Origin of the sequence: Clostridium autoethanogenum DSM 10061 (assembly GCF_001484725.1) — a bacterium.
GTDB lineage: Bacteria > Bacillota > Clostridia > Clostridiales > Clostridiaceae > Clostridium_B > Clostridium_B ljungdahlii.
In genome coordinates this window covers 3,644,929-3,671,322 of sequence record NZ_CP012395.1, presented here as the reverse complement: position 1 = coordinate 3,671,322, position 26,394 = coordinate 3,644,929, and the positions used below count along the sequence as shown (strand labels likewise).

Here is a 26,394-nt window from a genome sequence, read left to right as displayed (position 1 = left end):
GAACTAATAAAAAAGAAAGAGGTGAACTTTATTGGGTTTGGATAAGTTTTCTAGCCCAGTAAGCAAAATATGTATAAACTTAGTATCATAGATAAAGTTTCTTTAATTTTAGTAGTTATCGGGGCTATAAATTGGGGACTAATAGGTTTATTAGATTTTAACATAGTGGAGATTTTATTTGGTGACCCTGTTAATTTAATTGGAAGAATACTATATATACTTATAGGAACTGCAGGAATAGATATGATTATACTATTTTTTAAAGCCAAAAAAAGCTATAAATAAATATAAGACCTATACTTTTACATAGGTCTTATATTTATTATCTTACTCTTCTAGTGAGTTTATTAATTTAATAATCTCTTCTACTGCTAGTGATTCATCATTACCTGATGCAGTAATTTTAACTTTAGAATCCTTTGTTACTCCTAATGAAAGAACTCCAATTAAACTCTTTATGTTAGCTTTTTTTCCATCAAATTCTATAGATAAATCTGACTTAAATGAAGAAGCTTTTTTTACTAATAGAGTTGCAGGTCTTGCATGTAATCCTGTAGAACTTTTAACTATAACTTCTTTAGAAATCATTTAATTCACCTCTATGCTTTAATATTATATACCACAATGTGACAAATCTTTCTCTACTTATTATACCATTTTTTGTTTACGTTTCAATACAATTTTTTTGTTCTATGACAAAAACTGCCATCGCCTATTTTAATTGAGATATAAACTTATCTATCCTATCCATTCCATTTTGTATATTTTCCATAGATGTAGCATAAGATAATCTTATGTATCCATCTAATCCAAAACCCAGACCTGGAATTACTGCTACTTTTTCTTTCTCCAATAATTTCTGTGAAAATTCTAAAGAATTATTTATTACTACTCCATCTATAGTTTTACCAAAAAGATTTGATATATTTAACATTACATAAAAAGCACCTTCTGGATTCAAGCAAGAAACATTTTTCATTTTATCTATCTTACTTACCATACAATCTCTTCTATTTTTAAACTCACTTACCATACTTTTAATCTGAGTATCTTTTCCATTTAAAGCAGCCACAGCTGCATATTGTGCTATAGAATTAGGGTTTCCAGTAGTATGACTCTGTACATTAGACATTACCTTAATTATATCTTTATTTGCTGCAGCATAGCCTATTCTCCATCCTGTCATGGCATAGGTTTTTGAAACTCCATTTATAACTATTGTTCTATTGTAAGCATCTTCTGATAAACTTGCTATACTTATGTGTGCATTAGTGCCATATATTAATTTTTCATATATTTCATCAGATAAAATGAGCAAATCCTTTTCCTTTGCAAAATTAGCTATTACTTCAAGTTCTTCTTTTGAATAAATAGTTCCTGTTGGATTATTAGGACTATTTAATAAAATCATTTTGGTATTTTTAGTATATGCTTTTTCTAAAGTTTCTAAAGTATATTTAAATCCGTCTTCTTCTTTTGTATCTGCAAATACAGGTACACCATCTGCAAGTTTAACTAGTTCAGGATAGCTTACCCAATATGGTGTAGGTATTATAACTTCATCTCCAGGGTTCAATGTAGCTAAAAACGTATTTGAAAGGCACTGTTTTGCCCCTGTAGATATTATAATCTGATTTGTATTATAGCTTAGTCCATTATCTTTTTTAAATTTCTTAACAATAGCCTCTTTCAGCTCTGAAATACCAGACGCTGGAGTATATTTTGTGCACCCCTTTTTCATAGACTCTATTGCAGCTTCCTGAATATTTTCTGGTGTATTAAAATCAGGTTCTCCTGCTCCAAAACCTATTACATCAATTCCCTCTGATTTCATTCTCTTGGCTTCAGCTGTTATAGCTAAAGTTATAGACGGTTGAATTTTTTCAGCTTTTTTTGACAATATCATTTTCATTCCTCCATTACAATTTAATTTACAACATTCTTTATTTATAATAAGATAAGTCAGAGTTTTTTATTCTAACTTCTTGAAACAAGTATTACCCCAAGCATTATAAAAGCTACTCCTAATATTCTTATAAAAGATATGTTTTCCTTAAACATAAAATAGGAAAACACCATAGTTATTATATATCCTAAACTAACCATAGGATAAGCATAACTTAATTCTACCTTGCTTAGGACTTTTATCCATAGTAAAAAACTTAATCCATAGGATATAATTCCTAACATAACAGGTAAATTTTTTAATATGCTTAAAATACTTGGAATTAAATATTTTATAGTAAAGTTTAAATTAAGATTTACTGCTCCATACTTTACAAGTACCTGTCCAATGGCTCCCAAAAAAACCGATATTAATATCAATACAATCATGCCCTTATCACCTTAACTTTCAATAATAAATGCAATAAATATTTTAAAGAAAAATAACAGCAATAAACAGCTATAAATATTTCTGGAAAGGAATACCTCCCTTGTCCTTCTGTTACAAAATAAACAGAAGTAAACATAAAAAATAACATTATTAAATAAAGTTTAAACTTATCTAATTCATCACTTCTACCTTTAAAGATACTATAAATTGTTCTTAATGAATATAACAAAACATATATAATAGTGGATAAAAACACAATTACCCTTATAATGTTGTCAATTGCAAACAGAGTGTGAACATAGCTCCTATTAACTCCACTGCCATAAGTACTATACGTTACATCATCACTCCAAAAATATGTATTAAGCAATCTTTTAAATCCCAATTTTATAAAATCAACAGGATGGCTTTTTATCCATTTCTTTGCAGCAGCACTTAACATCTTATTTTGTTCTGTTCTATTTGCCTTTTTATATTCGGGTTTATTTACAATAGAATCTTCCACATCTGCTGCAGGCATCCATCTTCCCAAATGATTTTGTGAGTTATTATTTATATAAAGCACTATTCCACCATTATTAGATACAAACGTACGTTGTCCCATTAATTTTGTGTTTCTATATACCCAGGGAGAAATAACAATCACACTCATTATAAGAACAATAAGAGAATTTCTCAAAGCCCAAATCAACTTTTTATGCTTTATTACATCTACTAAAAAGATAGCAAAGAAAAATACTATAAAAAAAGGCTTCACTATTGTATTAAGTCCTGTAAGTATTCCTATAAAAAAATACTTGAGTTTCAAATCACTAAAATAAAGACAAGTGGCTGCAAGCATTATACTTGTAAAAATAAGTTCTGTACCTAAAATACTGTTAAAAAGTATGTTATTAGGGAACAATACAAATAATCCAAATATTATTTTCCTATCTATTTCCTTTAAGTTCACCTTAGATAAGATAAACTTAAAACACAAGTAATTTATAAAAGTAATACACAAATTAAATATTTTAGCCGTTAATACACTAGCTCCAAATAACTTAAATATTCCTCCTAAAACTATGGAATAGCCCACAGAAGTATATGTATCTCCCCAAGGAAGGCCTCTTGATATTTCCTTTGCCAAATTATAATAATAATCAAAATCTGAAAATGGCTTGGCATTCACAAAAATTACCCACAGTATGGATAAAAACATACCTAAAGTCATCATAATATAATAATACCCTTTGCTATTATTGTAGGTATCATTTCCTAATTGGTAGTAATTGTATTCAAAAACATTATATTTCATTTAAAACTGGTTTCCCTTCTATAATTTAAAGTATATTATAACTATAACAACTATAATCCATATTAATATATCCACAAGAAAAGGTATGTCTTTTTGAAATACATCCTCTGGTTTTCCACCTATGTTCTCCTTATCCATTAGATATTCGTATCTAAGTATGCCATACAACACAAAGGGTATGGTAAACATCATAGTTCTACTTTGTGTGGAACTAAAAGTATACAGGCAATAAGCCATAAGTACAGATGGGTTTACTATAGTTAACATTTTATCAATATTCTCAATTGAATATTTTTCTAATATCTTTCTAGAAGAACTTCTCTTGTCCTTTAAAGTTACAATCTCACTTTTTCTTTTGTTTAAACCTAAAAACAGTGCTAGAAGTATCGTACATAAAAACAACCAGGGTGAAACCTGAACCCCTGTAGCTATACTTCCACTTTCAACCCTTAATACAAATCCAAAAGCAATAGTCATAACATCTATTATAACTAAATTTTTAAGTTTAAAAGAATAGAATATATTTACTATAATATACACCGAAAAAATAAGCAAAATTTTTATATCTAGAAATATATATGCAAGACATAATACCAAAATAAATAATAGTATATCTAAGATGATCGCTTTATTTTTAGATACACGGCCACTTGCAATAGGTCTATTCTTCTTATCAGGATGACACTTGTCCTTTTCAACATCTACAATATCATTTAATACATAAATAGTAGAAGATGTCATACAAAATAAAATAAAAGTTAATATATTATTCTCTAATACACTGGTGTGTAAAAAATTTCCTGAAAAAATAATTGCAGCGAAAACAAAAAAATTTTTACTCCACTGCTTAGGTCTCATTAGTTCAATTATTGCTCCCATAACTTTCCTCCCTAGCTGTATATATGTTAAAGTTGAATTATGCGTCTTTTTACATTTTAACATAGTCTATATTATAGTCAATATGTCATTTTAATCGTAATATAATAAAGGGCTTGAGATAAATCACAAGTCCTTTAATAAAAATTAATTTTTATTGTTATCTTGGCTGTATTATTAATTTAATTGCAGTTCTTTCTTCTCCATCTATTTCAATGTCCGTAAATGCCGGAATACATATTAAATCGATTCCACTAGGTGCTACAAACCCTCTAGCAATAGCTACAGCTTTAACAGCTTGATTTAACGCTCCTGCTCCTATAGCTTGTATCTCTGCTGCTCCTCTTTCCCTTAAAACTCCTGCTAATGCTCCTGCCACCGAATTTGGACTTGATTTTGTTGAAACTTTTAATACTTCCATAATTAAACCTCCTATATATTATAATAACTCTTTACATTAACTTTAATTATTACTACTACATATATATAGTATTCTACAAAAAATCAAAAATTCCTTTTAGGTTACAAAACCTAAAAGGAATATTTTTCTATGTTATAACAATACTATTTATTATTTTGCATATTCAATTGCACGAGTCTCTCTAATGACATTTACTTTAATCTGACCAGGATACTCTAGCTCTTCTTCAATTCTCTTTACTATGTTCCTTGCCATTTCAATAGCACCTGCATCATCAATATTTTCTGGTTTAACCATTATTCTAAGTTCTCTTCCCGCTTGAATGGCATATGACTTTTCTACACCTTCACATGTATTTGCTATTTCTTCAAGTTTTTCTAGACGCTTAATATAAGCTTCCAGTGTTTCTCTTCTAGCACCAGGCCTTGCAGCAGAAATAGCATCCGCTGCTTGAACGAGTACAGCTTCTAAGGATTGAAATTCTACATCTCCATGATGAGCTGCAATAGCATTTACAATTATTGGTGATTCTCTGTATTTTTTAGCAACCTCTGAACCTATAACGGCATGAGGACCTTCAACTTCATGATCCACTGCTTTACCTATATCATGAAGCAATCCTGCTCTTTTAGCTATAGTTGGATCTATGCCAATTTCTGATGCCATAAGTCCAGCTAAATAGGCAACTTCCACAGAATGTTTTAAAACATTTTGACCATAGCTGGTTCTATACTTCAATCTTCCTAACAATTTTACTAATTCCATATGAAGGCCGTGCACGCCAGTTTCAAAAGTGGCCTGTTCTCCTTCTTCTTTAACATTATTTTCAACTTCTTTTTCAGCTTTTTGAACCATTTCTTCGATTCTTGCTGGGTGTATTCTTCCATCAATTATAAGTTTCTCCAGTGCTATTCTTGCAACCTCTCTCCTTATAGGATCAAAGCCCGACAATATTACAGCTTCAGGTGTATCATCTATTATTAGATCCACACCAGTTAATGTTTCAAGAGTCCTTATATTTCTACCCTCTCTACCTATTATTCTGCCTTTCATTTCGTCATTAGGTAAAGGTACAACATGTACTGTAGTTTCTGCTACATGATCAGCAGCACACCTCTGGATAGCACAAGTTATAATTTCTCTTGCTTTTTTATCAGCTTCTTCTTTAGCCTTTGTTTCAATTTCTTTAATCATCATCGCAGATTCATGTTTTATTTCCTTATTAACTTGTTCTAGTAAAATATTCTTAGCCTCTTCAGAACTTAGTCCTGATAACTTTTCTAATTTTTCTCTTTGTTTCTTATATAATTCCTCTACACTTATCTGTAATTTATCTATGTCCTGCTGCTTTTTATCTAGGCCACTATCTCTCTTTTCAAGAGCATCACTTTTCTTATCTAATAACTCTTCTCTCTGGATTAACCTTCTTTCAAGTCTTTGATTTTCATTTCTTCTATCTCTAGACTCTTTATCAAAATCATTTCTTAATTTATGAATTTCCTCTTTAGCTTCTAGTATAGCCTCTTTTTTTTGGGTTTCAGCTTGTTTTTTTGCCTCTTCCTTTAATCTATTAGACTCTTCTAAAGCCTGTGATTTTATAACAACTGCCTTCTTTTTGATCATATTGAATTGAACTATCAAGGCAGCTGCTACTAGTATACCAGCAATAACCTCATATATTATTATGGAATTCACATGAACACCTCCTTTGCTCTTATTATGTAAATCTATAATTCAGTTAAATATGCAAGCATAGAAAAGGTGCCATATTTATTCAATTGGTAATTCCTAAATACATGATAAACCAGAATTTGTCTTAATTTTATATTATATTTTAATTATTGTCAAGTTATATGCATTTTATTCTCTCAAACAAAATTTGGTACTTATTTTTCATTATAAAAGGGAGTAATTTACTCCCCTTTATAAACTATTTATCAGAATGTTTTAAATTATCTTTTTTATCAATTTTACTATCAACATTATTTTTATCTTTGTCTTCAAGAGAATTCTTTTTTAAAGAAGGTAATTTATATTTTTCCCTTATCTTGCTTTCTATCTCAACTAATATATCATTATTTTCTTTCAAAAATTGTTTTGCATTTTCCCTGCCTTGTCCAAGCCGTGTTTCTTTATAAGAAAACCACGCACCACTTTTCTGTACCAGTTCTTCTCTAACACCTACATCCAACACATTTCCTTCTCTTGAAATACCTTGATTGTACATTATGTCAAACTCTGCCTGTTTAAAAGGTGGAGCTACTTTGTTTTTAATAACTTTTACTCTTGTTCTATTGCCTACTATGGTATCTCCTTGCTTTATAGAATCTATTCTTCTTACATCCATTCTAACTGAAGAATAAAACTTTAAAGCTCTTCCACCAGGCGTAACCTCAGGATTGCCGAACATAACTCCTACTTTTTCTCTTAATTGATTTATAAATACTGTTACACACTTTGATTTATTTATAGAAGATGTAAGTTTTCTAAGGGCTTGAGACATAAGCCTAGCTTGAAGTCCTACATGTGAGTCTCCCATTTCTCCCTCTATTTCAGCTTTCGGCACAAGTGCTGCTACTGAATCCACTACCAAAACATCTATGGCATTAGATCTTACAAGTGCTTCTGTTATCTCCATAGCCTGTTCTCCAGTATCTGGTTGGGATACAATAAGATTATTTATATCTACTCCTAAATTTTGAGCATAAGAAGGATCTAGTGCATGCTCTGCATCTATAAAAGCTGCAGCCCCTCCATTTTTCTGAGCTTCCGCAATTATATGAAGTGCCACCGTAGTCTTACCTGAAGATTCAGGACCAAATATTTCTATTACCCTTCCTCTTGGAACACCACCTATACCTAATGCTATATCTAAGTCAAGGCAGCCTGTTGAAATGGCATCCACATTTAATACACTGTGTTCTCCTAGTTTCATTATGGCACCTTTTCCAAATTGTTTTTCTATCTGTCCCATAGCTGATTCTATAGCCTGTAATTTCTCATTACTTAAATTTGCCAAGAAGTTCACTTCCTCTCTAATACGAACGCATGTTCTGTATAAATTATATACTATCTACACTATACAGTCAACAGTTTTTTTCATAATTCTGTATTTAGCTTTAATTATGAACACTTAAAAACATTTTAATCAACTATACTTATAATTATCTGTCTGTCCTTATAACTTCTTTATTTTTCAGAAAATAATCTATACCTGAAATTAAAGTCATTATTATAGCTATACCCATAGCAACATCTGTAACTAAATTTAAAACTTTGTGAGGACGGTTCAAAAATCCCCTAAGTAAACTTAAGGATACATGATTATAAGTTAAATTTAAAAGAGCAAGAATTATAGCAATTATTTGTGTTGCAGTTTTAGCTTTTCCCCAAGGACTTGCAGCTATTACCATTCCTTCTGCTGCTGCAATTGTCCTAAGCCCTGTAACTGCAAATTCTCTAGCTACTATTATCACTGCAACCCAAGATGGTATTATATGGTACTCTACAAGACATATAAGTGCAGTAGTAACCAAAAGTTTATCTGCTAGGGGATCCATAAATTTCCCAAAATTTGTTATTTGATTTCTGCTTCTAGCTATATACCCATCTAATTTATCTGTAATAGATGCTAATATAAAAATAGCTATTGCAATAAGCTTACCATAGGGCATCCCCTTTACCGTTATAAATATTAAAAAAAACGGAATCAATATCATTCTAAGCATTGTAAGTTTGTTTGCTAGATTCATTTCATACAACTCCTACTAAATCATATTCAAGGCTATGAGTAATTTTTACGTTAACCATAGTACCTATTTTTAAAGTTTTTTTACACTTTATATATATAACTCCGTCTATATCTGGAGCCATTTCATAACTTCTTCCGTACCACAGTTCTCCCTTTTTTCCCTCCACAATTACTTTGTAAGTGCTGCCAATTTTACTTTTATTTATGGAAGTCATTACCTGCTTTTGAAGTACCATAAGTTCTCCTTCCCTTGCAGACTTAATCTCCTCGGGAACCTGATTTTTCATTTCTGCAGCTGCAGTTCCTTCCTCTCTGGAATACTTAAATACACCTAAGTTATCAAATTTCATAGTACTTACAAAGTCCTTTAGTTCTTCAAAATTTTCTTCTGTCTCTCCAGGAAAGCCAACTATTATTGTAGTCCTAATTGCAATACCTTTTGCTCTAGCTCTAAGCTTATCTATATTTTCTATTATGTCTAATTTTCTTCCTCTTCTTCCCATAAGCTTCAGTATGGAATCACTTATGTGCTGAATAGGTATATCTATATACTTACATACTTTATCATTCATTGAAATTTCATTTATGATTTCATCTGTTAACTCTTCAGGATAGCAATACAAAAGCCTTATCCACTCTATTTCATTAATTTTAGATATTTTTTGAATGAGTTCAGGAAGCATTTTTTTACCATATATGTCTATTCCATATCTTGTAGTATCCTGTGCAATAAGTATTATCTCCTTAACACCTTGATTAGCTAAATCATTACATTCATTTATTATGTTTTCAATGGTTCTACTTCTATACTTTCCCCTAATTTTAGGAATTATACAGTAGGTACAGTGATTGTCACATCCCTCTGCAATTCTCAAATAAGCAGTATATGTTGAAGTAGTAAGTATTCTTTTTCCTTCATTTATATTAGAATCACTGTAATCACAATTATAAATCCTACTGTTGTCAGTTTCAATACATTTCCTTATAGTTTCATTTAACTTATCATAATCATTTACTCCAAGCATTATATCTATTTCTGGCAATAACTCCATAAGTTCCTTACCATACCTCTGAGCCAGGCATCCTGTTACTACAATTAATTTGCAATTAAATTTTTCTTTATACTGTGACATTTCAAGTATTGTATCTATGGATTCCTGTTTAGCTGATTCTATAAATCCACATGTATTTATAATTATTACATCCGCTAATTTAGGATCATGAACTAAACTGTATTCTTGATTTAAATTACTTAACATTACTTCAGAATCCAATCTATTTTTGTCACAGCCTAAACTTATTAGTCCAACTCTTAGTTTATCCACCAAACTTCCTCCTACTTAGTTATTTTTAATCTTACGTAAAATACTACCATTGCATTAATTTACGTATTTTCATAATGATTTCTGTCAATTAAAATTTGTCTTGGCTTTGTTCCATCCTTTTTTGATATTATTTCCCTGTCTTCCATTTCTTCTATTATTCTAGCCGCTCTATTATATCCTATTCTAAGCCTTCTTTGAAGTAAAGATGTAGATGCTTGTCCTGCATCTACTACAACTCTAATTGCCTCATCTAAAAGTTCATCACTATCACTACTAGTTTTCACTACATTTGTATCTATTTGCTCAATTATTTTATCTTCATAATTAGGCCCACCTTGTTCATCTTTTATATAATTTACTACCCTTTCAACTTCACCTTCGGATATAAAGGCTCCCTGTATTCTTATAGGTTTTGCTTCACCTACAGGATAAAATAACATATCTCCTTTTCCAAGTAATTTCTCAGCTCCAGCACTATCTAGTATAGTTCTAGAATCAATTTGACTGGATACTGCAAAAGATATTCTTGAAGGTATATTTGCTTTAATTACTCCAGTAATTACATCTACAGAAGGTCTCTGAGTAGCTATAACCAAATGCATTCCAGCTGCCCTTGCCATTTGAGCGAGACGTCCTATATAATCTTCAATTTCATTTGGACATACCATCATCAAATCAGAAAGTTCATCAATTATTATGACTACAAAAGGGAGCTTACTATCTGTTTTTCCTTCTTGAAACAATTGATTATATCCCTCTATATTTCTTACATTATTTTCTGCAAATAGCTTATATCTCCTTGTCATTTCTTGTACAGCCCAATTTAACGCACCTGATGCCTTTTTAGGGTCTACAACTACGGGTATAAGAAGATGTGGGATGCCATTATATACATTTAATTCTACCACTTTAGGATCTACCATCAAAAGTTTAACATCATCAGGAGAATACTTATAAATCAAGCTTATTATAAGAGTATTTATACACACACTTTTACCAGACCCCGTTGCACCTGCAATAAGCATATGTGGCATTTTAGTAAGATCTGATACTATACAATTTCCTCCTATGTCTTTTCCAAGACAGTAAGCCAGTTTACACTTTGAATTTATAAATTCCTCCGATTCTACAACTTCCCTTAAATAAACTGGTGTCAAATCTTTATTTGGTACTTCTATACCTATGGCAGATTTTCCTGGTATGGGAGCTTCTATTCTCACTCCTGAAGCTGCAAGTCCAAGGGCTATGTCATCCGATAAATTTACAATTTTACTTACCTTGACTCCAGGACTTGGCTGAAGTTCAAATCTAGTTACAGATGGTCCCTTGCTTACTTGAAGCACTTTTGCATCTACCCCAAAATTTGCAAGAGTTTCTTCCAGCCTATTGGCACTGCTTATTAATTCTTTTTTATCATGCTTGTTTAACTTTGATTGTATATTCTGCTTTAATAAATCCACAGGCGGAAAATTATATACTGAAACTAAGTTTTTTTCACTCTCTGTCATATTTTTTTCAAGTTCTTCATTTATTAATTCACAATTTTTTTTGTAAGTATCATTTTCAAGTTCAGCAGGATACATTAAATTTTCACTGTTTTCCTTAGGCTTTTCTGATCTATAATTATCTTTTATATCTGATGACTTCATAAAATCTAATATCTTTATTCTATTGTTTATATTTTTAATGAAGTCATCTTTGTTTGCTTCTTCATTTTCAATTTTACCCTGATTTAAAATTTTGTCTTCAATCTTAGTATCCTTATTTGTACCTTTTTCAAAGAAAAAATTCTTTATATTATGTAATATATCATATATAGTAACCTTACTCATTATTATAAAAGATATTATGTAAATTGATATAAATATAACATAGCAGCCTGTTTTTCCAAACAATTTAAAAAGTGGAACATCTATTAGGAAACTTATTATTCCTCCATGAAATATAGTATTTGATTCATACAATCGTTGTATGCCTGAAATCAAGCTATCTTCTACATAATAGTCAGACATAACTATTAGTTGTATAAATAACAGTGTATTTATAATAAATAGTAAAATTCCATAAAATTTTTTGTTGAAATTTATCTTATTTTTCTTCACTATACAGCAGCATCCTATAAATATTATAAGGAATGGTAATATATAAGATCCTATTCCGAATACTGCTATTAAAATTTTTTTTATAAATCTACCAATGATACCAGCGGAAGACGGTGAAAATACACTTATTATCATAAGCACGCCTACTGTAAATAGCACTATTCCCTTTATTTCTTTGTCAAGTACATGAGTTTCTTTTTTTCTGCTTTTAGCCATATCTATATCGCCTCCAGTAAATTACAGACACACTTTAATTTAAAAATAGATATTTCTAAATTAAATATTCTACATAGCTTTCCTTTTTCCTTTAATGTTTTTAATAGATAAGACTTTACATATTTATATTAAAACATAAATTACCATAGGATAAATCCTATGGCTAATTTAATAAAAGTAAATTTATTTTGCCATCATTTCATTTAGTTTGTTAATAGCCTGACTTATTCCACCCACTTCATCAATTAAGCCTTGCTCCACTGCCTGTTTTCCAATCAATATAGTACCCATATCATTTAGAAGCTCATCTGTCTGAAGCATCAACTCAGTTAACTTTTCTCCTGTTATTTTAGATGTTCGAACTATAAATTCATTTATTCTCTCCTGCATTTTATTAAAATATTCAAAAGTCTGAGGTACTCCAATAACCATACCACTCATCCTTATTGGATGTATAATCATGGTTGCACTAGGAGATATAAAGGAATAATCAGAGGCTGTAGCAAGTGGCACCCCTATAGAATGTCCTCCTCCTATAACAAGAGATACCGTAGGTTTACTTAAGCTTCTTATCATCTCTGCTATAGCAAGGCCTGCTTCTACATCTCCTCCTACAGTATTTAAAACTACAAGCAATCCTTCTACTCTTTTATCATTTTCAATTGCTATTAAATTTGGTATCACATGTTCATATTTAGTAGTTTTAGTTTCAGATGAAAGATTTACATGACCTTCTATTTGACCTATTATTGGAAGTATCTGAATATTATCTCTTCCTTCAGCTACATTTACAGACCCTAGTTCTTTAATATTTTCCAATTTTCTATTCTTAGTTTCATCTTCTGGCATTTTAATCTCCTCCTTGAACAAGTTTAGCTTATGCATTTTAGGAGATTCATATACCTTTCTGAATGAAGCTCATAAATTGATCTTTTATATTAAAATCATATTTATTTTAATGAACTCTTTTTAAAGATTTTTCTTCTACATCTATTATAATAGTCTTAGCCCCTATTTTTTTTACGTATTCCCAAGGAACTTCTATAAATTCACTTTTACCAAAAATTGAAAATTTTGATTTGTTTTCACTTAAAATAAGTATTTTTAAGTTTCCAGAAGAATCCACTATTATATCATTATTTCCCAGACAATTGTATTTATTTCCGTCATTTACATTTATAATCTCATATCTTTCCATTTCACTATAAAACTTTATATTTTCATCCATATTATATCCCCCTATCAATTGTATATTAAATACTATGAGGGATATTTTCTCTTTATTACCAACTAATTTTTTAATAATTAAACGCTTTACAATAAAGTGTCTTCCGATTTTGGAAATAAGTCTGTATCTTTCTCTAATAAATTTTCCATAAGATGTATATCTACTTTTTCTCCTACAAAAGCAGAATTTACTATTCCCTTACAAAAAGTATTTTTCATAACCCTTTTAATAGTGTCTTGATCTATTTTATTTATTTTATCTATTATATCTGAGGGAGTACTCAACTTATTTAAAAGCAAGACTGATTTTCCATTATTAAACATTTTGCTACTCATACTTTCAAGCCCTAGTACGTAATTTCCTTTTAATTGTTCCTTTGCTTTTCTCAATCTGTTAGAGTCTATGCCTTCTTTTACAAATTTTTGGAGTTCGTCTTTTATCCTGCATATTACATCATAAGAATATTTTACATTTAATCCAGTATAAATATTAACTACTCCTATGTTATTAAAGGAAGCTGGATAAGAATAAATTGAATAACAAATTCCCATTTCCTCTCTTATTTTTTGAAATAGTATGGAAGAAGTCCCTCCTCCATACACATTATTTAAAAGCAAAAGTGCATAAATATCATCATTACCGCTTTCAACTCCAGGTACACCAAGACTTATGTGTAGCTGTTCTATACTTTTTCTTTTAAAAAGATGATTTTTTAAAAATTGGGGGCTAGAATAATTAATTAAACTCTTTCCATTGGAATTCCATTTCCCAAAATACTTTTCCATCAGTTTTTCAACTGTATTCATGTCAATTTTGCCTGCTATGGACACTACAGAATTTTCAGGTGTATAATGAGATCTTATATATTCTAGCAGCTCTTCTCTTGTAAAAGATTTTACAGTATCAGCATTTCCGAGTATTGGTAATGATATCGAATCATCTCCCCACATAGCTTTGCTATGTAGGTCCGATAGTACATCTTCTGGAGAATCATCATTCATGTTTATCTCTTCAATTATAACTCCTTTTTCCTTTTCTATATCTTCATTGGAAAATTTGCTGTTAAATAACATATCTGATATAACATCTATTGCCAGTTCGAAATGTGAATCCAATGCTTTTACATAAAAGCATGTAGCTTCCTTACCCGTAAAAGCGTTTATCTGTCCTCCTACATCTTCTATGCATTCAGCTATCTCAAGAGATGTTCTATTTGATGTTCCTTTAAAAAACATATGTTCTATAAAGTGGGAAATGCCATTATTTTTTTCATTTTCATTTCTAGATCCATTTTTCACCCATAGACCTACACTTATAGAATTTACATAATCTATATTCTCTACAATTACTTTAAGTCCATTATCCAATTGAAACAGATTATACATTGGCTTTTACTGCCCTATAGTGATATTAACCCTACACACTATACTGCAAGAGTTTTTCACCCCTTTCATCTTTAAAAAATAAAAAGGCATATAAGCCCTTCTATTTATTACTTATTTTGCTTTAAGCTGCTTTCTTTGGAATTATTTTCTTTAGTGCTATTTTCCTCAGAATCTTTTATTGCATCTTTTCTGGAGAGATTTATTCTACCCTGATTATCTATATCTGTTACCTTTACTAATATCTTATCTCCTACTGAAACTATATCTTCTACCTTATTAACTCTTGTAAAGTCTAACTTTGATATGTGTACTAATCCTTCTTTTCCTGGAAGTATTTCTACAAAAGCACCAAAATTAGTTGTTTTAGTAACTTTACCTAAGTATATTTCTCCTGCTTTTACTTCTCTAGTAAGATCCTCTATAATCTTTAATGCTTTCTTAGCACTACTACTGTCCTCTGACATTACAAATATTTTTCCATCTTCCTTTATGTCTATCTTTACACCAGTTTCTGCTATTATCTTATTGATAACTTTTCCGCCAGCTCCTATTACATCTCTTATTTTATCTGGAGGTATGGACATTGTATATGTCTTTGGGGCATACTCTGATAATTCTTCTCTAGCTTCTGGAATACACTTGTGAATTTTATCCAATATAAATAACCTAGCTGTCCTTGCTCTATTAAGAGTTTCTCTTATACAGTTTTCAGATAATCCATGAATCTTTGTATCAAATTGAATGGCAGTAATACCTTTTTCTGTTCCACCAACTTTAAAATCCATGTCTCCAAAGAAATCCTCAATTCCTTGTATGTCAGTAACTATTTCTTCCTTAGACAAATCTTCACTAGTTATAAGTCCCATGGCTATTCCAGCTGCTGGTCTCTTTATAGGAACTCCTGCATCTAAAAGTGCTAGTGTACTTCCACATATACTTGCCTGGGAAGTAGATCCATTAGAACTCAATACCTCTGATACAAGTCTTATAGTATATGGGAATTGATCTTCACTTGGTATAAGTGGTTCTAAAGCTTTCTCAGCTAACGCACCGTGTCCTATTTCTCTTCTTCCAGGTCCTCTTAAAGGTCTAGTCTCGCCTGTACTGTACGATGGGAAATTATAATGATGTATATATCTCTTTGATTCTTCAGAACCTACTCCATCAAGTATTTGTACATCACCTAAAGAACCAAGGGTGGCAACAGTCATTACCTGGGTCAATCCTCTTGTAAACAATCCAGTTCCATGAGTTCTTGGAAGAATACCAACCTCACAACTTATTGGCCTTATTTCATCAAAAGCCCTTCCATCAACTCTCCTGTGTTCGTTTAACATCATATTTCTTACTATTTCTTTCTTAATCTTATATACTACCTCTGCTATATCTGGTCCATTATCTGGATACTTCTCTGAAAATTGCTCATTTAATTCTTTATCCACATCTTCTAAAGCTGCATTTCTCTCGTCTCTATCCATTATGTACATGGCATCTTTTATTTTTTGAAATGCAAATTTTCTAACTTCTTCTTCTATGGATTCCTCTACTTTATAGAGTTCTGGTTCTTCCTTTTGCTTTCCATATTTATTCATAGTTTCTTTTTGAAATGCAACTATCTTCTTACATTCTTCAAATCCAAACATTATAGCATCATACATGGTATCTTCTGGTATTTCATCTCCACCAGCCTCTACCATCATAACTCTTTCATCCGTAGCACATACTGTGAGATTTAAACTGCTTTTACTTCTTTCCTCTAAGCCAGGATTTATTACGAACTTACCATCTACAAGTCCTACAGATACTGCTCCTACTGGAGTAGTAAAAGGAATGCTTGACATACAAAGAGCCAGTGATGCTCCATTTATAGCTAATATATCTGGCGCATTATCTTGATCTACAGATACTACCGTACAAACGACTTGAACATCATTTCTGTATCCTTTCGGAAACAGTGGTCTAAGAGGTCTATCTATTGCCCTGGCATGTAATATAGCCTTTTCAGAAGGCTTTCCTTCCCTCTTTATAAAACCTCCAGGTATTTTTCCAACAGAATACAACCTTTCCTCATATTCTATGCTTAAAGGAAAAAAGTCCACTCCTTCTCTAGGTTTATCTGAAGCATTAGCATTGATTAAAACTACCGTATCGCCATAACTTATAAAAAAAGCACAATTAGAAAGTTTTCCTATTTTACCATAATCAACTTTCAAAGTTCTTCCAGCAACAGTAGTTTGAATTATTTCACTCATAAAAAACATACCTCCTCTCAATAGGTTACAATTTTGTTAAAATAATAGAGCGGTTACAGCCGCTCTAAAGATTATTTCCTTAAATTCAACGCTTTAATAATAGCACGGTATCTTTCAATATCTTGCTTAATTAAATAGTTAAGAAGACCTCTTCTCTTACCAACCATCATTAAAAGACCTCTTCTTGAGTGATGATCTTTCTTATGGATCTTTAAATGATCATTTAAATGATTAATTCTCTCAGTAAGTAATGCTATCTGAACTTCTGGTGAGCCTGTGTCTCCTTCATGTCTTGCATATTTCTTCATTATTTCTTCTTTTAATGCCTTTTCCATTTTGTTACACCTCCAATTGTTAATCCCCTATATTCCAAGAATGTCGTCGGCAATTCGGAATTCTTAGCATACGGATCACGATTGTAATTATAGCAAATAAAGTCGTTATTGTAAATTAATTTTTTAAATTAATTTCTATTCTTTTCTTACTTGCATACATCTTATCTTTTTTTAACTGATCTGCCAGTTCTGTTAAACTGCCAAATTTTGATTCATCCCTAATTCTCTCAATAAAATATATCTTTATATTCTTATCATACATGTTTTCATTAAAATTAAGTATATGTGTTTCAATGCTCAGCTTATTGTCACAGGTAGTCGGATTATAACCTACATTTGTTATACCTTTAAACAAATCATTATTGCATTCAACTATAGTGTAATATACACCACCTTTAGGTATAACAAACCTCTTATCATAGTCAAGGTTTACAGTTGGAAATCCCAATTTTCTTCCTAGTTGTTTACCGTGTATTACCTCGCCCTGCAGCATAAAAGGTCTTGTCAAAAGTTTATTCGCTTTTTTTATATCCCCTTCATCGGATATAATAGTTCTTATTATCGAACTACTAACTACCTGTCCTTTATATTTTACTGAATCTATAACATTTAAAGAAAACTTATGTATCTTGCTCATTTTTTTGAGTAAACTTACATCCCCCAAGTTCTTATACCCAAATCTATAGTTAAAACCAACTATGAGTCCTTTAGCTCTATAATTGTTTAAAAGATGAATAACAAAATCCTCAGGACATATTTTCATAAATTCTTCATTAAAGTTAGCCATATTTATTATGTCTAAACCAGCATCTTTCAATACATTTATTTTCGATTCATTATTCATTAAAATTTTAGGAGATACCTCAGGGTTTATTATAGAAAGTGGATGATTTTTAAAGGTAAACACCATGCTGTTTGCCTTGTTATTTCTTGCAAGTTTAACAGTTTTATTTATAAGGTTTATATGTCCTAAATGAAGTCCGTCAAAGCTTCCTAAAGCAATATATGTACTTTTCGTAAAATGTTTTTTAAAATTATCTTCCATTATTATCATAACTAGTTACCTCTAACGAATAATTTTACCATCTTAAATCCAAAAGTTCCCCTACTTCCAATACCTATAAATTTATTTTCATGTATATATACCCTATAGATTTTACCTTCTTGAATTTTATCTATAAACTCTTTGTCTTTTATTGTGATACCATTTAAAACGTGTTTTAAATATTTATCCTGAACTATAACCTTAGGATATTCTTCTAGTGCTTTATCTACTGGAATAATGTATTTTGATATGATATCTTTCTGCAGGTCCTCTAGTAAAATAGAATTTGAAATATTAAAATTTCCCGTAGCCATTCTCTTTAGGTTCCACATTATGCCACCACAATTTAATTTTTCGCCAATATCATGGCATAAACTTCTTATATAAGTTCCTTTAGAACACTTAACTTGAAACACTACATAAGGTAATTCTATATTAATAATTTCTATAGAATATATGTTGATTTTTCTTTTATTTCTCTCTATTTCTATACCTTGTCTTGCTAAATCATAAAGCTTTTTTCCATTAATCTTAATTGCTGAATACATAGGTGGAAGTTGTTCTATTTCCCCCTGAAAACTTAAAATTGTATCTCTTACACTTTTTTCATCAAGCTTAACTTCTGAAGTACCTACTATAGTTCCTTCCCTATCATAGGTATCCGTATTAACTCCAAGCTTCAACTCAGCTAGATAAATTTTGTGGCTTTTCATTATATAATCTGCAAATTTTGTGGCACCACCTATACAAATAGGAAGTACTCCTGATGCAATAGGGTCAAGAGTACCTGTGTGGCCAACTTTTTTATTACCTGATATTGATCTAATTTTCTTAACTACATCAAAGGAAGTCATTCCAACAGGTTTATTTATGTTTAAAATTCCATCAATCATATCAGTTCTTTCTCAACCTCTTTTAATATCATATCTTTTACTTCATCTATAGATTTATCACTAACTGCAAGACCACTTGCTCTTACATGTCCTCCGCCATTGAATTTTTCTGCTATCTTTCTTACATCTACCTTTGATTTAGACCTCAAACTTACTTTTATCTTATCTTCTACTTCCTTTAACAAAATTCCAACTTCTACAGTATTCACCTTCATGCCTATATTTACAATATCTGAAGTGTCTGTATCTCTTTCTATGCCAACCCCAGATAGCATATCTTTAGTGATACTTATTACACAGATACTGTCTCCTATAAGCTCCATACTCTCAATTGCTTTTCCATAAAGTTTTATTCTATTAAACTTCTTGTTTTCGAAAATTATCCTGTGAATTTCACTAAAATCAATACCTGTATTTATCAAATCTCCTGCTATAGTATGGGTTACACAAGTAGTTGAGGGATATCTAAAGGATCCGCTGTCTGTTATTATTGAAGTGTAAAGACACTGAGCTATATTTTTATCCAGTTCAACATCCATAAGTTTTAATAACTGATATACTATTTCAGATACAGCAGCCGCATTAGTATCCACATAATTTAAATTTCCATATAACTCATTTGTTAGATGGTGGTCTATATTTATTACAGTATAGCTTCCTTGCTCAAATTTCAAATCTGCATTTATTCTTTTTATATCTCCGCAATCAAGCACTATAACACATTCTACTTCAGGGTCCACCTCAAACTTTTTGCCATTTATATTTTCACTACAGGGTAAAAAGCTGAAACTCTCCGGAATTTTTTCCTTTGAGAGTATTTCAACTTCCTTTCCCAATTTTCTCATGCCTTGAAATAGGGCTAAAGAACTTCCTATAGAATCACCATCTGGAGAAGAATGAAAAGTAATTGCAATTTTATTACTTCTTCTTATCTCACTTATAATATCATTCATTATCATTTTTCTTATTCTCCTTTATCTCTTGGAGAATTTTATCTATATGCATGCCATATTCTATAGTATTGTCCTGTTCTATAATTATTTCTGGAGTATTTCTAAGTTTTACTCTATGCCCAACTTCTCTCCTTATAAAACCTGCTGAATTTCTAAGTGCCTCAAAAGTATCTTCCTTTGATTTGCCTTCACCATAAACGCTCACATATACTTTTGCATATTTTTGATCTTTTGTAACATCAACCTTAGTAACACTTACCATAGCAGTAACTCTAGGATCCTTGATATCACTTCTAATTATATTGCTTATTTCCTTTTTCATTTCTTCATTTATTCTTCCACTTCTGTAGTTAGTCATAAACTACCACCTCACTATTTATAACTCTTTTTTCTTAATTTCCTCCATGGTATAGGCCTCAACTATGTCTCCATCTTTTATGTCATTGAACTTATCAATAGAAAGTCCGCATTCATATCCTTCTGCTACTTCCTTTACATCATCTTTAAATCTCTTTAGGGAAGCAAGCTCAGATTCAAATATAACTATACCATCTCTTATTATCCTTACCTGGGAGTTTCTAACTATTTTTCCTTCCTGTACATAACATCCTGCAATGGTTCCTACATTAGATATTTTATAAGTCTGCCTGATTTGAGCTTTTCCGAGCACAACCTCTTTATAATCAGGTTCAAGCATACCAACCATAGCAGCCTTTATATCTTCTATTGCATTATATATAACTCTATAAGTTTTTATATCAACTGATTCTTTTTCTGCTGCTGCCTGAGCATTACTATCAGGTCTAACATTAAATCCTATTATTATAGCATTTGATGCAGATGCTAATGTGACATCTGTTTCTGTTATAGCACCAACTGCTCCATGAAGTACCCTTACCTTAACTTCTTCATTTGATAATTTTTGAAGAGATTGTTTTAATGCTTCTATAGATCCCTGTACGTCTGCCTTAACTATTATGTTAAGTTCCTTTACTTTTCCCTCTTTTATTTGATTATAAAGATCTTCCAGAGAAACTTTATGAGCGGACTGTAGATATTCCTCTCTTACCTTTTGTTTTCTCTTTGCTGCTATATCCCTTGCAGTCTTTTCATCTTTAACTTGATGGAATCTATCTCCTGCTGCAGGCACTTCTGACAATCCAAGTATCTCTACTGGTATTGATGGTCCTGCAACTTTAATTTTCTTTCCCTTATCATCAAACATAGCTCTAATTCTACCATAAGTACTTCCGACTATTATAGAATCCCCAACATGAAGAGTTCCATTTTGAACAAGAAGTGTAGCAACTGCTCCTCTTCCTTTATCCAATTTTGCTTCTATTACTGTTCCCTTTGCATTTCTATGAGGATTTGCCTTAATTTCCTGCATTTCAGCAGTTAAAAGTACCATTTCAAGTAAACTATCAATACCTTCTTTAGTATGAGCAGACACTGGTACACATATAGTATCTCCACCCCAGTCCTCTGATATTAATCCATAATCTGACAGTTCCTGTTTAACTTTATCTACATTGGCTCCTGGTCTATCTATTTTATTTATAGCTACTACTATAGGTACATTTGCAGCTTTACAGTGATTTATTGCTTCTGCAGTTTGCGGCATTATTCCATCATCCGCAGCTACAACTAAAATAACTATATCTGTAATTTGAGCTCCTCTTGCTCTCATGGCAGTAAAAGCTTCATGTCCAGGGGTATCTAAGAAGGTTATCTTTTCTCCATTTATATTAACAGTATAAGCACCTATGTGCTGGGTTATACCTCCAGCTTCCGTCTCAGTTACCTTTGATTTCCTTATGGCATCTAAAAGAGAAGTCTTACCATGGTCAACGTGTCCCATAACAGTTATAACTGGCGGTCTTTTTTCTGAATTAGGATCATCATCCTCAGCATCTTCCTGTTCTACTTCTTGTTCTACCGCTTCCTTATTAATGTCTTCTTCTTTTCGAAGTACAGTTACATCAAACTTTTCTCCTAGTTTTTCAGCTGTATTAAAGTCTATTTCTTGATTTATAGCTGCCATTACTCCCATAAATATAAGTTGTTTAATAACTTCTGTAGATGGCTTACCTATTTTTTCAGAAAACTCTTTTACAGTTATAGTATCTTCCATTTCTATTTGAGCTCTTTCAGTTTCTTGTAACTCTCCGTCCTTTGATTCTTTCTTTCCTTGAGTGCTTTTACTCTTAGTATTATTTTTAACACTTATGGTTTTCTTTTTAACTTTTGGAGAATTCTCCTGCACTAAATTTTTGTATTTATCCTCTATGCTCTCTTCTCCATCTTCGCTGCTTTCATTTTCTTCTATAAACTCTTTAATTAGTTCTGCATCTTCCTCTTCTATTACACTCATATGGTTTTTCACTTTTACTCCAAACTCATCTAGAAGTATGGATATTAATGTTTTACTAGATATATTCAACTCTTTGGCTAATTCATATATTCTTATTTTTGACAAATTATACACCCCCGAAACTAAAGTTTCTCATTTTTCTTCAATAAATTCATTAGTGCCTTACCCATGTTTTTATCTGTAACCCCTACAACTTTTATTTCACTTGATCCAATTGCATTTCCAATTTCTTCTCCAGTATATATTGTCTTTACAACTGGTACTTTATATTTATTATTGTAGTTTAAAAATTTTTCCCATGTATTTTTAGAAACATCTTGAGACATTATCACAAAATGCACTCTATTCCTCCTGATTGCTTCTTCACATTTATTATATCCCTCTAAAAGTTTTCCTGCACGCTTTATTAATCCCATAAACTGAAGAAATTTATCTACCATTTTCTATCTGTTCCTTTAAACTTTGGTATAAGGTTTCGTCTATCTGAATTTCAAGATTTTTCTGGAGCCTTTTGTTCTTAAAAGCTTTCTCCAAACATTCCACATTTTTGCATACATAAGCTCCCCTACCATTTTTCTTTCCTGTAGGGTCTACAGAAACTTCTCCCTCTTTGCTTTTTACTATTCGTATGAGTTCTTTTTTTGGTTTCATTTCCATGCATCCTGTACACATTCTCTGTGGTACTTTTTTTTGCTTCATTCTAAACACCACCTTAATTAATTTTCTTCATCTTGCGTCTCAGCCTGTGATTTGCTCTTTATGTCTATTTTCCATCCTGTAAGCTTTGCTGCCAATCTTACATTTTGACCTTCTTTACCTATAGCCAGAGATAACTGATTGTCATCTACTACAATTTGTGCAAATTTAATGTCTTCATTTAAATCCACATCCAATACCTTGGCAGGACTTAGTGAATTAGCTATATACTCTTCTGGAAGTTTGCTCCACTTTATTATATCTATCTTTTCATTTTTTAGCTCGTTTACTATATTTTGAACCCTTACTCCTTTAGGTCCTACACAAGCTCCCATAGGATCTACATTTTCATCGTTAGAGTGTACTGCAATTTTTGTTCTGGAACCAGCTTCCCTTGCTATGGACTTTATATCAACCGTTCCATCAAATATCTCAGGTACTTCTAGTTCAAACAATCTCTTTATAAGTCCAGGATGAGTCCTCGATATTACAATTTGAGCTCCCTTTGTAGTATTCTTTACTTCAATAATATATAATTTGAGTTTGTCATTGAAGTTATACTTTTCTCCCGGTATCTGCTCATTTGGTCCAAGTACTGCTTCTGTCTTTCCTAAATCTATAAGTACATTATTTTTATCTTTTCTTATGACTGTACCTGTTATTATATCGTCTTCCTTTTCCGCAAAATCACTGTATATAATTCTTCTTTCTTCTTCTTTTATCCTCTGTATAACTACTTGTTTTGCAGCCTGTGCAGCTACCCTTCCAAATTTTCTAGGTGTAACTTCTATGTTTGCTATATCACCTACCTCATAACTTGAATCCATGCTTTTAGCATCTTCTACACTTATCTCACCAAATTTATCACAAACTTCCTCTACTACATTTTTTTGTGAATACACATGAATTTCTCCATTTTCTCTATTCATAGTAACCTTAACATTTTGGCTACCTGCTCCATGCCCCATATAATTCTTTTTATACGCAGCTACTAATGCATCCTCTATGGTAGTAAATAGTAAATCCTCACTTATTCCCTTTTCCTTAACTATTTCTTTTAAGGCCTCTATAAACTCCTGATTCATTTTAAAATATACCTCCCCTAAAAATCACCTTTTAAATTTACGTTTAAAATTTTGTCCCTTGGAATAGCGATATCTTCTTCTTCACATTTTATCTTCAATTCATTTGAATTAAAATCTAGAAGTTCCCCCTCATATTTTTTCTTTCCTTTTAAAAGTCCTGATATATTAACCTGTACGCTATATCCAATGTATCTTTTTAAGTGTTCTTCCGTATATAGCTTTCTCTCTACACCTGGTGATGAAACTTCTAGGTAATAAGGATCTTTTATAGGATCTTCTTTATCCAACATATCACTAACTGCTCTACTTACACTTTCACAATCTTCTAACGATATGTTTCCTTCTTTTTTATCTATGTATATTCTTAAATAATTATTGTTACTTTCTTTTTTAAACTCTAAATAGTATAATTCATAATTTAAATTATTAACTATAGGTTGTATTAATGCTGACATTCTTTCCATAAAAGTATTTTTTGTCATTTAAATCCTCCTCCATTTACAGGTTATACGTTTATGTTATACAATCTTGCTAAAAAAAATGTTAAATAGCTAATTAAATTTAAAAACGCAACTTTCGCTGCGTTTTTCACAAATAGAAAGAGCGGGTTAAAACCCACTCCTACATTCTAAATAAACTTCTGTAGATTTACCATTTATATTTTAACACACTGTAATTTTTATTTCAAGAAAAATTATTCACAAGGTTACCCTAAATGTAAATAATTTGAATTACTCATGTAAAAATCAAATGTTTTCTATTTCTTCTATAAGTGATTCTACTAAACTTTCTTCACTTACCTTTTTTACTATTTTTCCTTTTTTAAATATAATGCCTTCACCTTTGCCGCCTGCTATACCAATATCTGCTTCCCGAGCCTCACCTGGTCCATTTACTACACATCCCATAACAGCAACCTTTATGTTTTTATGCATATTTAAAAGTCTTTTTTCCACTTGCTCAGCTATTTTAATTAAATCAATTTCAGTTCTACCACAGGTGGGACATGATATAAATTCCACACCTTCTTTTATAATTCCACAGGATTTTAATATTTCTTTTCCCACTCTTACTTCTTCCACTGGATTTCCTGTAAGAGATACTCTTATAGTGTCTCCTATACCTTCCATCAAAAGAGTACCTATGCCTATGCTTGATTTTATAGTTCCTCGCCAAATAGTTCCTGCTTCTGTTACTCCAAGGTGAAGTGGATAATCTACAATTTCAGATATTTTTCTATAACTTTCTATCATCTGATTTACATTTGAAGATTTTATGGATATAACTATATCATAAAATCCTACGTTTTCCAAAATTTTTACATGTTCTAGAGCACTCTCTACTAGTGCATCCGAACAAACTCTACCATATTTATTTAAAATATCTTTTTTTAATGATCCAGAGTTTACCCCTATTCTAATTGGAATATTAGCTTCTTTTGCTGCTCTTGCCACTTCTCGTACTCTTTCTATGCTTCCAATATTTCCAGGATTTATTCTAAGTGCAGATATCCCATTTTCTATAGATTTAAGCGCCAACTTATAATCAAAATGTATATCTGCTACAAGTGGAATATCTACTCTTTCTATGATTTTTTTCATGGAATTGCAAGCTATATCATCAGGCACCGCACATCTGACGATATCACAACCTGCTTCTTTTAGCTGAAATATCTGAGCTGTAGTGGCTTCTACATCCCTAGTATCCGTATTTGTCATAGATTGTACGGCTACTGGAAAATCTCCACCTAAAAATATATTGCCTACCTTTACTGTTTTCTTTTTTACTCTATTCAAAATTTCACCACCAATTTATTCAATTCACA

At 31.2% G+C, this 26,394-nt stretch carries 27 protein-coding genes; 1 reads left to right on the top strand and 26 read right to left on the bottom strand.

The genetic code is table 11. The features are described from left to right. Positions 1–69 precede the first annotated feature (69 nt). The gene (locus tag CLAU_RS16740; RefSeq protein ID WP_023163138.1) at positions 70–285 is read left to right on the top strand and encodes a DUF378 domain-containing protein; all 216 of its coding nucleotides are present in this window, start codon (positions 70–72) and stop codon (positions 283–285) included. A gap of 42 nt (positions 286–327) precedes the next feature. Here CLAU_RS16740 and CLAU_RS16735 read toward each other — a convergent pair whose 3' ends face one another. The 26 genes from CLAU_RS16735 to ispG form a co-directional block, all read right to left on the bottom strand. Further along, a complete protein-coding gene (locus tag CLAU_RS16735) occupies positions 328–588 on the bottom strand; it encodes an HPr family phosphocarrier protein (protein ID WP_013238000.1) in 261 nt (86 codons plus the stop codon). Positions 589–712: 124 nt separating this feature from the next. Next, a complete protein-coding gene (locus CLAU_RS16730; RefSeq protein WP_023163137.1) occupies positions 713–1,906 on the bottom strand; it encodes a pyridoxal phosphate-dependent aminotransferase in 1,194 nt (397 codons plus the stop codon). Positions 1,907–1,977: 71 nt separating this feature from the next. Beyond that, positions 1,978–2,334 carry an EamA family transporter gene (locus tag CLAU_RS16725; protein WP_013237998.1) on the bottom strand — a complete coding sequence of 119 codons (357 nt, stop codon included), beginning with the start codon at positions 2,332–2,334 and terminating at the stop codon, positions 1,978–1,980. Continuing rightward, a complete protein-coding gene (locus CLAU_RS16720) occupies positions 2,331–3,632 on the bottom strand; it encodes a hypothetical protein (protein WP_023163136.1) in 1,302 nt (433 codons plus the stop codon). Before CLAU_RS16720 ends, CLAU_RS16725 begins: the two co-directional genes overlap by 4 nt. 18 nt (positions 3,633–3,650) lie before the next feature. Then, positions 3,651–4,511 (bottom strand): decaprenyl-phosphate phosphoribosyltransferase, encoded by an 861-nt coding sequence (locus tag CLAU_RS16715; RefSeq protein ID WP_013237996.1) that lies wholly within the window; start codon positions 4,509–4,511, stop codon positions 3,651–3,653. Positions 4,512–4,668: 157 nt separating this feature from the next. After that, complete coding sequence (locus tag CLAU_RS16710) at positions 4,669–4,929, bottom strand: stage V sporulation protein S (protein WP_023163135.1); 261 nt, start codon at positions 4,927–4,929, stop codon at positions 4,669–4,671. Between the two features lie 150 nt (positions 4,930–5,079). Then, positions 5,080–6,624 carry a ribonuclease Y gene (gene rny, locus CLAU_RS16705; protein WP_013237994.1) on the bottom strand — a complete coding sequence of 515 codons (1,545 nt, stop codon included), beginning with the start codon at positions 6,622–6,624 and terminating at the stop codon, positions 5,080–5,082. A 235-nt stretch (positions 6,625–6,859) separates the two neighbouring features. Next, a complete protein-coding gene (gene recA, locus CLAU_RS16700) occupies positions 6,860–7,948 on the bottom strand; it encodes a recombinase RecA (protein ID WP_013237993.1) in 1,089 nt (362 codons plus the stop codon). A gap of 145 nt (positions 7,949–8,093) precedes the next feature. Then, positions 8,094–8,681, bottom strand: coding sequence for a CDP-diacylglycerol--glycerol-3-phosphate 3-phosphatidyltransferase (gene pgsA / locus CLAU_RS16695; protein WP_013237992.1), 588 nt, complete (start codon positions 8,679–8,681; stop codon positions 8,094–8,096). 1 nt (position 8,682) lies between these two features. Beyond that, entirely contained in the window at positions 8,683–10,005 is a 1,323-nt protein-coding gene (gene rimO, locus CLAU_RS16690) for a 30S ribosomal protein S12 methylthiotransferase RimO (protein WP_023163134.1), read from the bottom strand. 59 nt (positions 10,006–10,064) lie between these two features. After that, on the bottom strand, positions 10,065–12,323 hold the full coding sequence (locus CLAU_RS16685; RefSeq protein WP_023163133.1) for an FtsK/SpoIIIE family DNA translocase: 2,259 nt from the start codon (positions 12,321–12,323) through the stop codon (positions 10,065–10,067). A 183-nt stretch (positions 12,324–12,506) separates the two neighbouring features. Further along, entirely contained in the window at positions 12,507–13,172 is a 666-nt protein-coding gene (locus CLAU_RS16680; protein WP_023163132.1) for a ClpP family protease, read from the bottom strand. A gap of 106 nt (positions 13,173–13,278) precedes the next feature. Further along, positions 13,279–13,551, bottom strand: coding sequence for a YlmC/YmxH family sporulation protein (locus tag CLAU_RS16675; protein WP_013237988.1), 273 nt, complete (start codon positions 13,549–13,551; stop codon positions 13,279–13,281). Positions 13,552–13,637: 86 nt separating this feature from the next. Continuing rightward, on the bottom strand, positions 13,638–14,936 hold the full coding sequence (locus CLAU_RS16670; protein ID WP_023163131.1) for a M16 family metallopeptidase: 1,299 nt from the start codon (positions 14,934–14,936) through the stop codon (positions 13,638–13,640). Positions 14,937–15,043: 107 nt separating this feature from the next. Continuing rightward, the gene (locus CLAU_RS16665) at positions 15,044–17,188 is read right to left on the bottom strand and encodes a polyribonucleotide nucleotidyltransferase (protein ID WP_023163130.1); all 2,145 of its coding nucleotides are present in this window, start codon (positions 17,186–17,188) and stop codon (positions 15,044–15,046) included. A gap of 71 nt (positions 17,189–17,259) precedes the next feature. Further along, entirely contained in the window at positions 17,260–17,523 is a 264-nt protein-coding gene (gene rpsO, locus CLAU_RS16660) for a 30S ribosomal protein S15 (RefSeq protein WP_013237985.1), read from the bottom strand. A gap of 115 nt (positions 17,524–17,638) precedes the next feature. Further along, positions 17,639–18,577 (bottom strand): bifunctional riboflavin kinase/FAD synthetase, encoded by a 939-nt coding sequence (locus CLAU_RS16655; protein ID WP_013237984.1) that lies wholly within the window; start codon positions 18,575–18,577, stop codon positions 17,639–17,641. 2 nt (positions 18,578–18,579) lie between these two features. Beyond that, a complete protein-coding gene (gene truB / locus CLAU_RS16650; protein WP_029170050.1) occupies positions 18,580–19,458 on the bottom strand; it encodes a tRNA pseudouridine(55) synthase TruB in 879 nt (292 codons plus the stop codon). Beyond that, on the bottom strand, positions 19,458–20,420 hold the full coding sequence (locus tag CLAU_RS16645; protein ID WP_023163129.1) for a DHH family phosphoesterase: 963 nt from the start codon (positions 20,418–20,420) through the stop codon (positions 19,458–19,460). The genes truB and CLAU_RS16645 overlap by 1 nt, the downstream gene beginning before the upstream one ends. Next, complete coding sequence (rbfA, locus tag CLAU_RS16640) at positions 20,407–20,772, bottom strand: 30S ribosome-binding factor RbfA (protein ID WP_013237981.1); 366 nt, start codon at positions 20,770–20,772, stop codon at positions 20,407–20,409. The genes CLAU_RS16645 and rbfA overlap by 14 nt, the downstream gene beginning before the upstream one ends. 18 nt (positions 20,773–20,790) lie before the next feature. Continuing rightward, complete coding sequence (gene infB, locus CLAU_RS16635) at positions 20,791–22,893, bottom strand: translation initiation factor IF-2 (RefSeq protein WP_023163128.1); 2,103 nt, start codon at positions 22,891–22,893, stop codon at positions 20,791–20,793. 17 nt (positions 22,894–22,910) lie between these two features. Beyond that, positions 22,911–23,228, bottom strand: coding sequence for a 50S ribosomal protein L7ae-like protein (locus CLAU_RS16630; RefSeq protein ID WP_013237979.1), 318 nt, complete (start codon positions 23,226–23,228; stop codon positions 22,911–22,913). Further along, complete coding sequence (gene rnpM, locus CLAU_RS16625; RefSeq protein ID WP_013237978.1) at positions 23,218–23,487, bottom strand: RNase P modulator RnpM; 270 nt, start codon at positions 23,485–23,487, stop codon at positions 23,218–23,220. Before rnpM ends, CLAU_RS16630 begins: the two co-directional genes overlap by 11 nt. A 17-nt stretch (positions 23,488–23,504) precedes the next feature. Next, complete coding sequence (gene nusA / locus CLAU_RS16620) at positions 23,505–24,569, bottom strand: transcription termination factor NusA (RefSeq protein WP_023163127.1); 1,065 nt, start codon at positions 24,567–24,569, stop codon at positions 23,505–23,507. Between the two features lie 17 nt (positions 24,570–24,586). Further along, on the bottom strand, positions 24,587–25,051 hold the full coding sequence (gene rimP / locus CLAU_RS16615; protein WP_023163126.1) for a ribosome maturation factor RimP: 465 nt from the start codon (positions 25,049–25,051) through the stop codon (positions 24,587–24,589). Positions 25,052–25,315: 264 nt separating this feature from the next. After that, on the bottom strand, positions 25,316–26,365 hold the full coding sequence (gene ispG / locus CLAU_RS16610; protein ID WP_023163125.1) for a flavodoxin-dependent (E)-4-hydroxy-3-methylbut-2-enyl-diphosphate synthase: 1,050 nt from the start codon (positions 26,363–26,365) through the stop codon (positions 25,316–25,318). Positions 26,366–26,394: the final 29 nt, after the last annotated feature.

Coding starts and splice junctions, on each gene's coding strand:
- CLAU_RS16730 (WP_023163137.1), bottom strand. CDS start 1,906: ATGATATTGTCAAAAAAAGCTGAAAAAATTCAACCGTCTATAACTTTA.
- pgsA (WP_013237992.1), bottom strand. CDS start 8,681: ATGAATCTAGCAAACAAACTTACAATGCTTAGAATGATATTGATTCCG.
- CLAU_RS16655 (WP_013237984.1), bottom strand. CDS start 18,577: ATGATAATAATGGAAGATAATTTTAAAAAACATTTTACGAAAAGTACA.
- CLAU_RS16680 (WP_023163132.1), bottom strand. CDS start 13,172: ATGCCAGAAGATGAAACTAAGAATAGAAAATTGGAAAATATTAAAGAA.
- CLAU_RS16670 (WP_023163131.1), bottom strand. CDS start 14,936: ATGTATAATCTGTTTCAATTGGATAATGGACTTAAAGTAATTGTAGAG.
- rpsO (WP_013237985.1), bottom strand. CDS start 17,523: ATGGAAAAGGCATTAAAAGAAGAAATAATGAAGAAATATGCAAGACAT.
- CLAU_RS16630 (WP_013237979.1), bottom strand. CDS start 23,228: ATGGTAGATAAATTTCTTCAGTTTATGGGATTAATAAAGCGTGCAGGA.
- CLAU_RS16720 (WP_023163136.1), bottom strand. CDS start 3,632: ATGAAATATAATGTTTTTGAATACAATTACTACCAATTAGGAAATGAT.
- CLAU_RS16665 (WP_023163130.1), bottom strand. CDS start 17,188: ATGAGTGAAATAATTCAAACTACTGTTGCTGGAAGAACTTTGAAAGTT.
- rnpM (WP_013237978.1), bottom strand. CDS start 23,487: ATGAAGCAAAAAAAAGTACCACAGAGAATGTGTACAGGATGCATGGAA.
- nusA (WP_023163127.1), bottom strand. CDS start 24,569: ATGAATCAGGAGTTTATAGAGGCCTTAAAAGAAATAGTTAAGGAAAAG.
- rimP (WP_023163126.1), bottom strand. CDS start 25,051: ATGACAAAAAATACTTTTATGGAAAGAATGTCAGCATTAATACAACCT.
- rbfA (WP_013237981.1), bottom strand. CDS start 20,772: ATGACTAACTACAGAAGTGGAAGAATAAATGAAGAAATGAAAAAGGAA.
- CLAU_RS16675 (WP_013237988.1), bottom strand. CDS start 13,551: ATGGATGAAAATATAAAGTTTTATAGTGAAATGGAAAGATATGAGATT.
- CLAU_RS16725 (WP_013237998.1), bottom strand. CDS start 2,334: ATGATTGTATTGATATTAATATCGGTTTTTTTGGGAGCCATTGGACAG.
- CLAU_RS16735 (WP_013238000.1), bottom strand. CDS start 588: ATGATTTCTAAAGAAGTTATAGTTAAAAGTTCTACAGGATTACATGCA.
- CLAU_RS16710 (WP_023163135.1), bottom strand. CDS start 4,929: ATGGAAGTATTAAAAGTTTCAACAAAATCAAGTCCAAATTCGGTGGCA.
- CLAU_RS16685 (WP_023163133.1), bottom strand. CDS start 12,323: ATGGCTAAAAGCAGAAAAAAAGAAACTCATGTACTTGACAAAGAAATA.
- CLAU_RS16740 (WP_023163138.1), top strand. CDS start 70: ATGTATAAACTTAGTATCATAGATAAAGTTTCTTTAATTTTAGTAGTT.
- CLAU_RS16645 (WP_023163129.1), bottom strand. CDS start 20,420: ATGATAATGAATGATATTATAAGTGAGATAAGAAGAAGTAATAAAATT.
- CLAU_RS16715 (WP_013237996.1), bottom strand. CDS start 4,511: ATGGGAGCAATAATTGAACTAATGAGACCTAAGCAGTGGAGTAAAAAT.